We start from the raw sequence: 11,161 nt of genomic DNA, 5'->3' as shown, positions 1-11,161 counted from the left end.
ACGCCCAACGCGGGCGCGGGCCCCACGACCCTGGCCGGCAACCAGCAGACGCGCCGCCTGCGCTACCGCTGAGCCTCTGCCGCCACGCGGAACGCCTCGAGGGGCGCCGGTCCACGGATCGGCGCCCCTCGTCTTTCATCGGACCCAGAAAGGCAGTTGTTTCCTGAGGGGCCCTCAGGACCCTCGGCCGCGCCGGATACGTGCGGCCCCGAAGGATCTTCTCGCCCACACAAGGACCCGGTCCAGCGGCAAAGTCCCTGGCCCGCGGAGGAGATCCTTCGGTCGCGCCCGTGGGTTCGTGAACGGGCGAGCTCTGCGCGGCGCTCCCTCAGGAAATCAACGCCGACGCATAGTGTTCATGCGGAGTCGGGAATGTCGAGGCCTTCAACACTTCGCCGCGGCGGATCGTCTGGATCACGGTGGCGTCACGGCAGGGAGGTTGCAGCGGCAACCCGCCCGCCGGCGCCGCCTGGTTCCGGTGGTCCGGGTGCTTTTCAGCGAGTGGAGGCAGGGATGAAGACGATGCTGAAGATGGTGCTGGTGCTGGCCCTGGCGGTGCTTCCGTCGGGATGCCTGGCGGCGGCCGCGGCGGCGGGCGCGGGCGGGGCCATCGCCTACAACGAGCGGGGCGCGAGCTCGCTGGTGAACGGCTCCGTGGCCGACGTGGTGGCCGATGCCCGCGCCGTGTTCGCGGCCATGGGCATCACCCCCGACGGCGAGGACGCGGGCGACACCAACGAGAACGACCGCACGGTGAGCGGCATGCGGGGCGAGATGCGCATCCGCGTGGAGATCGAGCGGCAGAGCGCCACGACGTCCGAGGTGATGGTGACGGCGCGCGAGGGCACGCTGGATTACGACCGCGAGCTGGCGCGCGACATCCTGAGCCGCATCATGGCCCGCGGCTGAGGAAAACCAAAAGATCTTTCTCACGCAGAGGGAGCAGAGGCAGCAGAGTACCCCGGTTCGGCGCGGGAATGAAGTACTCTGCTGCCTCTGCTGCCTCTGCGTGAGAATGCAGTTCAGATCTTTCCGCGGTCGATGGCCGTCGCGGCGGCGGTACCCAGCGCACGCACGACGTGGATCAGCGCGCCGAAGCGGGGATCCGGCGCCTGACCGGCCACGTGCCGCGCGTAGATCTGCTGGCAGATGCCCGCCACCTTCACCAGGCCGTAGACGTACAGCAGCACGGGATCGGCGATGCGGATGCCCGTCCGCGCCTCGTACCGCGCCACCACCTCCGCGCGGCGCAGCGAACCGGGGTGGATGGACATCGTGGGCGGGATGATGCGCTGGAGCTCATCCGGATCGTCCGCGTCCACCCAGTAGCCCAGCGTGGTCCCCAGGTCCAGCAGCGGATCGCCGATCGTGGCCATCTCCCAGTCCAGCACGGCCAGGATGCGCGACGGGTTCGCCGGGTCCAGCACCAGGTTGTCGAACTTGAAGTCGTTGTGCACCAGCGTGGGCCCGTGGTCGGGCGCCGCGCCTGCCCGCACGCGCGCCTCCAGCCAGGCGATGGCCTGCTCCAGCGCCGGCACGTCGTCCGTGCGGGCGGCGTGGTAGCGCCTAATCCACCCCGTGACCTGTCGGGCAGCATACGGGGGCCCGCGATCCAGGTCCGCCAGCCCCGCCGCCTTGTAGTCCACCTGGTGGATGTCGGCCAGGGCATCCACGAGCGTTTCGCTCAGCCCGCGCGCCTCCTCGTTGCTGAGCGCCGCCACCTCGTCCGGCCGGCCGCGCAGGATGATGCCGCGCACCCGCTCCATCACGTAGAAGGGCGCGCCCGGCACCTCCGCGTCCCCGCAGAACGCCAGCGGCCGGGGCACGCGCCCATAGACGGGATGCAGCCCCGCGAGAATGCGGAACTCGCGCTCCATGTCGTGCGCCACGCCGCCCGGCGCGCCCAGCGGCGCCTTGCGCAGCACGAGCTCGGGCGCGTCCACGTCGCCGCTGGCGCGCAGCAGGTACGTGAGGTTGCTGTATCCGCCCCCGAACTGCTCCACGACGAGCGAATCGGCGGACGTCGCGAAACCCGGCACCTCGCGCGCGAGGAAGTCGGCGAGCGCGCGTAGATCCAGCTCCTGCCCCGCGCGCACCGGCCGCGCGGCATCCACCGGGATTCGGTTCATCGAGTCTGCGCGCGCAGGGGGTGGGGGTGGATGATGATCTGCGTGGAGGCGGGCATCCCGCCTGAGCGACTAAAGTCGCCGCAACGACTGCGGAAAGCCTCGCAAACTGCGCGAGGCTTCAACTACGTGAACCCCGCCTCGCTGCACGTCGCCAACCTTTCTGGGGCAGTCCGCGCAGGCGGACTTCGTGCCTTTCCAGCGGCGAATTCATTCGCTCCGGCTGGAGCCCGGCCCGTCATCCGTCTTCCGGGCTCGCCGCTACCGCCGCCCGCGCGGCATCCCGTAGCGCTGCAGGATGCGGCTGCCCAGCGCGGCCTTGTGCACCTCGTCGGGGCCGTCGTAGATGCGGGCGGCCCGCTCGTGGGCGTACCAGAAGGCCAGCGGCGTCTCGTACGTCATCCCCAGCGCCCCGTGCACCTGCAGCGCGCGGTCCAGCACGCGCTGCAGCACGCCCGCCACGTGGAACTTGATGGCGGAGACCTCGTCCCGCGCGGCGTGCTGGCCCTCGGCCTCGATGCGCTCGGCCGCGCGCAGGACGAGCAGCCGCGCCGCGTCGATCTCCGCGCGGCTTTCCGCCACCCAGAACTGCACGGCCTGCTGACGCCCCAGCGGCTCGCCCGGCGCCAGCTCGCGGGTGGCCGCGCGGCCGCACATCAGGTCGAACGCGCGCTCGCAGATGCCGATCCACCGCATGCAGTGGTGAATGCGCCCCGGCCCCAGCCGCTCCTGCGCCAGCGCGAACCCCGCCCCCTCCGCCCCCAGCCGGTTCTCCGCCGGCACGCGCACGTCGTGGAACCGCACCTCCGCGTGCGAGGCCCATCCGCCGCCCGCGTCGCCCATCACGGGCAGGTTGCGGACGATCTCCACCCCCGGCGCGTCCATGGGCACCAGGAGCATGCTGGCGCGCTCGTGCGGTCGCGGCGCGTCCGGATTGGTCACGGCCATGGCGATGGCGAACGAGGCGCCCTCCGCGGCCGTCGTGAACCACTTGTGGCCGCGCAGCACGTAGTCGTCGCCGGCCCGCACGGCCGTGGTCGACAGCACGACGGGGTTGCTGCCCGCGTGCTCCGGCTCCGTCATGGCGAAGCAGCTGCGGATTTGCCCCGCGGCCAGGGGACGCAGCCACCGCTCGCGCTGGGCGTCCGTTCCGTGGCTCAGCAGCAGCTCCATGTTGCCCATGTCCGGCGCCGGCACGCCGAACACGTAGTGCCCAAAGAGCCAGCGCCCCAGCTCCTCGCTCACCCGGGCAAACGCCGGCAGCGACAGCCCCATCCCGCCCCATTCGCGCGGCAGGGCCGGCGCCCACAGCCCCGCGGCCCGCACCCGGGCGCGCAGGTCGTCCAGCGCGGGCTCCGCGGCCGTCCATCCTTCCGCCAGCACGCACCGCTCCAGCGCCGGCCCGTGCGCGTCCAGGAATGCGCGCACGCGCTCCGCCGCGTCGCTTCCGTGCGGATGGCCCGTCCCGACGGACGGCGGCGTGGAATCAGCGTGAGCGCTCATGGGAGTGGAAGGTAGCAGGCGAACAGCGTTCGGGAACGGATCGCACGCTACGCCCGCGTCCCCGCGAACGCAACCTTCAAAAGATCATCTCACGCAGAGCCGCAGAGGACGCAGAGTACTTCGTTCGCGCGATGAAGTACTCTGCGTCCTCTGCGGCTCTGCGTGAGAAATGCAGTTGCCGTTTCGCCGTTCAGCCGGGGATGGTCTCGGACTCCACGAACGCGCGGATGACCTCGGCGGGAGTCCGGCCCTCGAAGTCCGCGTGCGGCGCCTGCTCCCACGTGCACTGCTTCTCCAGCAGCGCGTCACGCAGCGCCTCGTAGTCTGTCATCCCCCCGCGCACCAAGTCGTCGTACCACGCCAGCCAGCGGCGCTGAAGCTCGTGGTCCAGGCGCGCCACGTCCCGGTTCATCATGCTGGGCCAGCCGGCGCACAGGTCCGGATCGCGCTCGTGCAGCAGGGCACGCGCATCAAGGTCGTCGTAGACCTCGTAGCTCAGGGTCACGAGCGCGTCGTGCAGCGACATGCCCGCCTCGTTGGCCCGCATCTCCACCTCCCACAGCTCCTCCAGCACCGCCTGCGCGAACGGGTAGCGAATGCCTTCCTCTTCCTCGAAGAAGCGCAGGATGGAGAACAGCGACGTGCGCAGCGCCTTGACGGCCCGCTTGGACGGATCACACTTGCGGATGAAGAGGTCGTAGACGTACAGCCGCAGGTCGTGCTCCGTCACCGCGCCGGCGGGGAGCGCCATGCCGGCCAGGTGCTCGCACCAGAGGCGCGCGTTCTCCTCGTCCGCCTTGCGCACGTTCCGCAGGTGGCCGTGCAGCCACGCGACCAGGCGCGGCACGCGCTCCCGCTCCGCCGCGCCGACTGCCTGGTAGTCCTCCCACGGACGCAGGCCTCCCAGGGGGCTCGCGCCGGGGCCCTCCGCGCAGATGGGCGTGGCGCTGGGAACGGGCCGGAACCAGTCGAGGAGCTCCGATTCCTCCTCGTCCTCGCTCTCGTCCCCATCGAACGGCAGCGGCAGGGACATCACGCTCACCCCGCACTCCGCGCGCGGATCGGCGCCGCGGGCCAGGGCGGTCACGGCGCGCAGGCACAGCGTGGCCGTGCGCACGTGCTCCGCCTGCACGCGCCCCTCCGGCAGGTTGAGCCCGAAGAGGCGCGGGTACGCGCGCGGGCCCGCGACGGGCCATCCGGCGGCCGTGATCTCCCGCAGCATGGCCGCCGTCAGGGGACCGCGCTGGTCGTAGTCCACCGTGATGGAATGGCCCTCCATGGCGGTGTACGTCCGGGTCATCATCAGCGTGATCATGTCGACCGGCTCGGAGTACAGCGCCAGCCCGTATGCCACGCCGCCGTCGCCCATCACGCTGGCGGCCCACCGCGCCCCGTCCGGAAGCTCCAGCAGCAGCGGATCCTGCGCCGCCGGCTCGTTCCACGGTGCCAGGCGGTAGAACGCCGCGGCCGCCTCGTGGAACGCGGCCAGCTCCCGGGCGGACGCGCCCGTCTCGCGCCACGTGTCGGGCGTGGTGAGCGGGACGTCGGCCGGCGTGTCCATCCCTGCCCGCACCGACGCCATGGCCTCGTCCACCGCGGGCAGGGCGCCAGCCTGCACGGCGATCCCGCGGGCGCGCAGCAGCGGCTCCAGCGCGGCCGCCAGCTCCTCCGTCCGCACGTGCAGGGTCCTGGGCGTCGTAAATCCGTTCCGCGCCGCGGCGGAGAGCGCCTGCGCCAGGGCCGCCGCCCGCTCTTCCGGCTTGGCGACGAGATACGGCAGCGCCTCCACGTGCACGATCATGGGACCGGCGGCCAGGATCACCATCGTTTCGGGCTTCGCGCCGCCCTCAATGGGCAGCACGTCCCCCTCCCACGCGCGCTGTTCGCCCGCGATGTGCTGGACCTGCGCCTCCAGCGCGCCGAACAGCTCGTCGCCCAGGGTGCCACGCACGCGCTCGCGGGCCATGTCGCCGCGCATGCAGCAGGCCTTGTACTTTTTGCCCGAGCCGCACGGGCAGGGATCGTTGCGGGAGGCGCTCAGGGTAGCCACGGGGCAGTCGGCACGGGTGGATGGATGCGGATCGGCGCCCCAGTTTACGCCGTAGACACCACTCCGGCAACACGCCCGGCACGCTCACCCCGATCGGCCCAAGGAGAGCCGCGGAAACGCAGAATCCCCCGGCCGCGCATTGAACCGGGGTACTCTGCTGCCTCTGCTGCCTCTGCGTGAATTGCAGTTGCCGCTTCTGTGTACGACGCGGAGGCCGGTGCTCAACGGTGCGCGTGTCCCGCCACCGAATGGCTCCCTGCACGGCGATCACACGTTTGCTTGATCTCGCGTGCTTGGCGCCATCATCTTTCCCGCAGCCGGTGCACGTGGCACCGGCACCCTTCATGTCAGCGGAGACGGATCAATGGCCACCAACCTGTTGATGCAGTGGAAGGAGCCGGGCCCCGCGCGGCCCATGACGGACGACGGCCGAAAGCCGCGGTCCGAGCGCTGCGAGCCGGCGGACGGCGTGCTGTACCTGGCGGGCACCGGCATCACCGACGCCGGCGGCAGCTGGAGCCTGGACGTGCGCGACGCCCTGTGTCCGGACCAGGAGCTGGGAATGGTGCAGACCGTGTCCATCGTCGCCACGCCCAACTTCGACCCGTTCATCAAGATGCTGGACCCCTGCCACGCCACGGCCGGGTGGTCGGTCAGCGGCAGCACCCTCACGCTGTACGTCCGTACCTGGGACTGCCGCTGCGAGCTCAAGCCCGACACCGCGTTCTCGTACCACGCCGCCATCGCATACGTCTTCGTCACCTGACGGCGGGCGCGTGTCCATCAGAACGCACCAGGGGCCCGGCATCCACGCAGGATGCCGGGCCCCGTCGCATCCGGCCTTTCCACCGTTACCGCGGGCGCGCCGTGCCGCGTCTGCCCCGGCGAGGCGCGCGGAACAGGTGCTCCACCACCAGCTCGCGGCGGATGAACTCGCCCTGCGCGTCCACGATGAGCGGAAGGCGGCGGCCGCGCAGGCGCACGGACACCCACGGCGCGTTCACCGTGAAGTCGCCCGTGTTGGACCGGCCGGCGTGGTAGGTGGAGCCCTCGACGTCGTCCACGGGCACCTCCATCCGCGAGCGCAGGACCAGCCCGATGAGGGTGATGCCCAGCACGCCGCGCGTCTCGTCCACCGAGGCCTCCGCCACGTAGCACCGCCCGTAGATCCACATCCCCACGGCGAACAGCAGGCCCAGCGCCGCCACGCATCCGCCGAACGCCAGGCGGACGGCCAGCGGCTTGAGCACGCCCCCGTCGGCGGGGCGCAGGCCGTAGCCGCGCGTGATCTCCCATCCGCCCCACAGCGCCAGGGCGAGCGCGCCCAGGACGACCCACGCCACGAAGCGGACCTTTCGCCCCTGCCATCCCGCGGCGTAGATGCGTTCCATCGATGCGTCTCCAGGAAGTTCAGCGGATGGCCGTCGAGCCGGACGGACTACGGCAGCCGGCCCGCGGAAAGGCGCGCCACGGCCCGCGCGTCCTCCTCCAGCACCAGCTGGCGGGGCGTACCGCCGTCCAGGGCCGGGTGCGGACGGTTCTCCCACTCGCGCTGGCGGCCCACCAGGACGTCGCGCACGCTCCGTGGATCGGTGATGCCTCCACGCACCACCTCGTCGTGCCACAGCAGCCAGTGGCGATGCATCTCGTCGCGCAGCCGCACCATGCGAGGGTCGAACGGGAGGCTCCACCCGTGCACCGTCCCGGGTACGCTGGTTTCGGGGACGAGCGCGCGGCGGGCCAGGTCCTCGAACAGCGAATCCGTCAGCGCGTGCAGCACCACGCGCACGTCGTCCACGCGCGCGATGGCCGCCAGGTGGTCCAGCTCCTCCAGGACGGCCGTGGCCCAGGGATACTCGATCCCCTCCTCCGCCGCGTACCAGTCGAACAGGCGCCGCAGCGACCGGGTCAGGTGCTTTGCCACCGCCTTGGCCGGCGGTTGCTCCATCACCAGCCAGCCGTACAGAAAGAAGCGCAGCTCATGCTCCGTCGCCGCCTCCGCGGGCACGCGCATGCGCGCGAGCATCTCCGTCCACAGCTCCGCCGCGCGCCCTTCGCGCTGGTGCGCGGCCCTGGACAGCGACTGCGTGTTCAGCCACTCCAGGAAGCGGTACCACCGCGCCCGCTCGGTGTGGTTCACCGCTTCGCGCGCCGCGTCCGGGCGCAGGACGAACGCCGGGTCCGCCGCCGGCCCGGCCGGGCCCACCGGGTGCGAGCGCTCCAGGGGCCGCCACGGGGTGCGTTCGTCCTCCGTCTCGGGGTTGAAGACGGCCAGCACCTCCACGCCCGTGCCGGGATGTCGCCAGGGAAGCGCGTGCGCGTCCCCCGACGTGAACGCCACGACGGCGCGGCACGCCTGGGCCATCCGCTCCACCAGCTCCGCCGTGATCCGCCGCCCGGGCACGCGCACGCCCAGCAGCGTGGGATGCACGTCCGGCGCGGCCATCTCCCATCCCGCGCGGACCACCTCGCGCCGCAGAGGGCCGGGCAGCTCCGCCGCCCCGCCGTAGCTCATGCTCAGGGTGAACCCCTGGATCGCCGCGGCCCAGTCGCTTGTCGGCGGCTCGTCCCGATCGTAGAGGTTTTCCAGGTCGGCGGGGTCGGAGTACAGCGCCAGCCCGTGGTGGATGGACGCCGCGCCCATCACGCTGGCCGCCCACGGCGCCTTGTCGCCCGCGAAGCGCAGCAGCAGCCCCTCCGCGTCCGACAGCCGCCGCCAGGGTGCCGCGCGGTGGAACGCCGCCGCGGCCGCGTGAAGCTCCGCCAGCTGCGCCGGCGTGGCCTCCGTCTCGGCCCAGGTCCAGGGCGCGCTGCCCAGCCCCGCCGGTCCGTCGGCCAGGTGCTCCAGGGCGGAGTCCAGCGCCTCGTCCAGCTCCGGAAGGGAGGCGGCCTCCGTGGCTACCCCGCGCCGCTCCATCTCCGGCCGCAGCGCCCGCGCCAGGGCCGCGTCGCGCACGTGCAGGCGTTCGGGCAGCACCCCCGCGGACCGGGCCGCCCCCATCACCACGTCCATCACCGCCCGGGCGCGCGCCTGTACCCCCACGGGCCGGCGCGACAGGACGTCCGTCGCCAGGATCAGCCCGTCCGCGGCCACCATGGTGATGGCGCCCGGCTCGCCGGACCCGGGGAGCACGCCCATCAGCGGCGCCACGTCCGCCTGCCACAGGGGCGTGCGCCGCGCCACCTCGTCCATCCGCTCCCGCAAGGACGGAATATCGCGGGGCCCCGGCGCCTGCATGGCGCGGGCGGCAGCCTGGTCGTCGCGCATGTGGCACGCCTTGTACTTGCGGCCCGAGCCGCAGGGACAGGGATCGTTGCGGTGGGGAGCGCTCATCCGGTTTCCACGGTGGCGTGATCGTAGGGGGGACGAAAAAGGCGGGGGAAGGCCGCGCCGGCCCTCCCCCGCTCCGTCGTTCATGGATGCCCGCGCATCGCGCGGATCAGCTCAGCAGGCGCAGGGGCATGACCAGGCACAGGTAGTCCGGCGTGTCCTCGTTGCCGATGGGCATCATGGTGGCCGCGCGCTCGGGCGCCTTGAAGCTCATCCGCACCTCGCTGGTGGGCATGTACTTGAGCAGCTCCAGCAGGTACTGCGCGTTGAAGCCGATCTCCAGCGGGTCACCATCGTACTCCACCTGCAGCTCTTCCGTGGCCGTGCCCACGTCGGGCGTCTCCACGGCAAAGCGCAGCATGGCCCCGCCCAGCGACAGGCGAATGCGGTGCGTCTGGTCGCTGGCCACGATGGCCATGCGCCGCACGGCCTTGGTGAGCGCGTCCTTCTCGCACACCATGTGCTTGTCGTTGTCGCGCGGAATGACCTGCTCGTAGTTGGGGTACGGCCCCTCGATCAGGCGGGTGAAGATCTGCACGTCGCTGCCGCGGAACCCGATGTGGTTCTCGGAGCGGCCCACCTCCACCGTCTCGTCCTTGCGAAACAGGCGCTGCACCTGCGCCAGGGCCCGCGGGTGGACGATGAAGTCGCCCGGGGGCACGGCGCCGTCGGCGCTGTCCACGGGGAGCGTCATCTTGGCCAGGCGGTGGCCGTTGGTGGCCACCATGCGCATCTCGCCCTCGCCCAGCTGCCACAGCACGCCGTTCAGGATGGGCCGCGTTTCCTCGGTGGACGCGGCGAACGAGACGCTGTTGATGAGCTGCGACAGGTGCTCGCCCGTCACGCGCCAGCTCTCCGCGAAGTCCACCTTGGGAAACGCGGGGAACTCGTCGCGGGGCAGCCCGTTGAGCCGGTACTTGGTGCGCCCGCTGGCGATGCTGATGGCGTCGCCCTGCGTGCTGAACTCCACGGCGCCGGGGAGCTCGCGGGCGATCTCCTGGAGCTTCTTGGCCGGCGCGGTGATGGCGCCCGGCTCGGCCACGTCCGCGGCCACGCGCACGGACACGGCCGTGTCCAGGTCCGTGCCGCTCATCCGGACGCCGCCGTCCTCGGCCTCGATCAGGATGTTGGAGAGCACGGGCAGCGTGGTGCGGCTGGGGATGCTGCCCGCCACCGCGCCCAGCCCCTGCTGCAGGTTCTCACGCGTGATCGTGAATCGCATACGGTTCGGTTCCGCCCATCGCCTGGGATTGCCCCCGTTCTCCACGGGGAAGGGTTACCACCAGTATACAGATATAAATCTTAGTTACAGTAGTAGAGGGTGTGGGAACCGTGTACAACCCGCTCCGGAGCCCATCCAACCCACTGTCCCGCAACCACCTGCACGGCCCTGCCCCGTTGGGGAAAACGGGTGTGGAGAACCCGGGTTGTCCCCGGCGCGTCCACGTTCCCACAGCCGGGAGCGCTCTTCCACAACTTCTCCACGGCTCATCCACACCGGTTGTCCACACCCGGACGGAGCACATTTCCCACGCATGTACCGCGTGTGGACGGTCCCCGTCAAGCCCTGCGTCCGGTAGCGGCCACCGGGTGGATACTTCGTGTGCTTGTCGGACGCGCCGCCGGCGCGTGGGGAATATATAAGGAGAGAGCCCGTTCGGCGCGGGGGCCGCCCGGGATCCCGTCTCCTCCGCCCCTCGCGGCCGATCGGGGTCGAGCACAAGGCCGTAGCCCTTCCCAGGCCCGAAGCGGTCCAGGCAGCCTCCCAGCCCCGGCGAATGAATTCGCGGCACCGAACACGTGATGTCGGCCTTCGCCGACGGCTCCTGCCGCGCGCCTTCCCCGTGCACCCAAGGCGGAATCCAAGCCGATCGGCCGCGGGTCGACCGAGCGGGATCGGCCCGTCCTTCACCGGAGGCCGCGGGCCAGGAGCGAATGAATTCGCCGCTGGCAAAGCACGAAGTCCGCCTGCGCGGACTGCCCCGGCGCGGGCCGGCCGGCTGCGCCCGGGCCGCGTCCGATCGGTTGAAACCTCGTTCGGCGAGCGTCAGCGAGTTGAGACGGGGCTTATGGCTGTCCCAGCGGCGGGTTCACCCGCTCCGTCGCAATCCCCGTCCCACCCACACCGTCCCGTCCCGCCCGCCGAACCAC

Annotated in this window: 8 protein-coding genes; 2 read left to right on the top strand and 6 right to left on the bottom strand. The window is 71.6% G+C overall.

The features are described 5' to 3' along the window. Window positions 1–513: 513 nt before the first annotated feature. A complete protein-coding gene (locus VFZ20_RS10240; protein ID WP_329683771.1) occupies window positions 514–909 on the top strand; it encodes a hypothetical protein in 396 nt (131 codons plus the stop codon). Between the two features lie 113 nt (window positions 910–1,022). Here VFZ20_RS10240 and VFZ20_RS10235 read toward each other — a convergent pair whose 3' ends face one another. From VFZ20_RS10235 to VFZ20_RS10225, 3 genes are all read right to left on the bottom strand, one after another. Continuing rightward, window positions 1,023–2,129: a phosphotransferase family protein gene (locus tag VFZ20_RS10235; RefSeq protein ID WP_329683770.1), complete on the bottom strand. Its 1,107-nt coding sequence runs from the start codon at window positions 2,127–2,129 to the stop codon at window positions 1,023–1,025. Window positions 2,130–2,387: 258 nt separating this feature from the next. Further along, window positions 2,388–3,629, bottom strand: a complete 1,242-nt coding sequence (locus VFZ20_RS10230; protein ID WP_329683769.1) for an acyl-CoA dehydrogenase family protein — start codon at window positions 3,627–3,629, stop codon at window positions 2,388–2,390. Window positions 3,630–3,819: 190 nt separating this feature from the next. Beyond that, window positions 3,820–5,679 (bottom strand): SEC-C domain-containing protein, encoded by a 1,860-nt coding sequence (locus VFZ20_RS10225; RefSeq protein WP_329683768.1) that lies wholly within the window; start codon window positions 5,677–5,679, stop codon window positions 3,820–3,822. Between the two features lie 364 nt (window positions 5,680–6,043). Between VFZ20_RS10225 and VFZ20_RS10220 the strand changes: the two genes are divergently transcribed. Continuing rightward, window positions 6,044–6,445 (top strand): hypothetical protein, encoded by a 402-nt coding sequence (locus VFZ20_RS10220; protein ID WP_329683767.1) that lies wholly within the window; start codon window positions 6,044–6,046, stop codon window positions 6,443–6,445. Window positions 6,446–6,530: 85 nt separating this feature from the next. Here VFZ20_RS10220 and VFZ20_RS10215 read toward each other — a convergent pair whose 3' ends face one another. From VFZ20_RS10215 to dnaN, 3 genes are all read right to left on the bottom strand, one after another. After that, on the bottom strand, window positions 6,531–7,070 hold the full coding sequence (locus VFZ20_RS10215; RefSeq protein WP_329683766.1) for a hypothetical protein: 540 nt from the start codon (window positions 7,068–7,070) through the stop codon (window positions 6,531–6,533). Between the two features lie 47 nt (window positions 7,071–7,117). After that, window positions 7,118–9,013 (bottom strand): SEC-C domain-containing protein, encoded by a 1,896-nt coding sequence (locus VFZ20_RS10210; protein ID WP_329683765.1) that lies wholly within the window; start codon window positions 9,011–9,013, stop codon window positions 7,118–7,120. A 106-nt stretch (window positions 9,014–9,119) separates the two neighbouring features. Continuing rightward, a complete protein-coding gene (gene dnaN, locus VFZ20_RS10205) occupies window positions 9,120–10,232 on the bottom strand; it encodes a DNA polymerase III subunit beta (RefSeq protein ID WP_329683764.1) in 1,113 nt (370 codons plus the stop codon). Between the last annotated feature and the right edge of the window lie 929 nt (window positions 10,233–11,161).

The organism is Longimicrobium sp., from assembly GCF_036280135.1.
Lineage (GTDB): Bacteria > Gemmatimonadota > Gemmatimonadetes > Longimicrobiales > Longimicrobiaceae > Longimicrobium.
This window is presented reverse-complemented; position numbering and strand designations above follow the sequence as displayed.

Bases quoted from the DNA above. Each gene is read 5' to 3' on its own strand.
- VFZ20_RS10235 (WP_329683770.1), bottom strand. From the start codon at position 2,129: ATGAACCGAATCCCGGTGGATGCCGCGCGGCCGGTGCGCGCGGGGCAG.
- VFZ20_RS10230 (WP_329683769.1), bottom strand. From the start codon at position 3,629: ATGAGCGCTCACGCTGATTCCACGCCGCCGTCCGTCGGGACGGGCCAT.
- VFZ20_RS10240 (WP_329683771.1), top strand. From the start codon at position 514: ATGAAGACGATGCTGAAGATGGTGCTGGTGCTGGCCCTGGCGGTGCTT.
- dnaN (WP_329683764.1), bottom strand. From the start codon at position 10,232: ATGCGATTCACGATCACGCGTGAGAACCTGCAGCAGGGGCTGGGCGCG.
- VFZ20_RS10210 (WP_329683765.1), bottom strand. From the start codon at position 9,013: ATGAGCGCTCCCCACCGCAACGATCCCTGTCCCTGCGGCTCGGGCCGC.
- VFZ20_RS10215 (WP_329683766.1), bottom strand. From the start codon at position 7,070: ATGGAACGCATCTACGCCGCGGGATGGCAGGGGCGAAAGGTCCGCTTC.
- VFZ20_RS10220 (WP_329683767.1), top strand. From the start codon at position 6,044: ATGGCCACCAACCTGTTGATGCAGTGGAAGGAGCCGGGCCCCGCGCGG.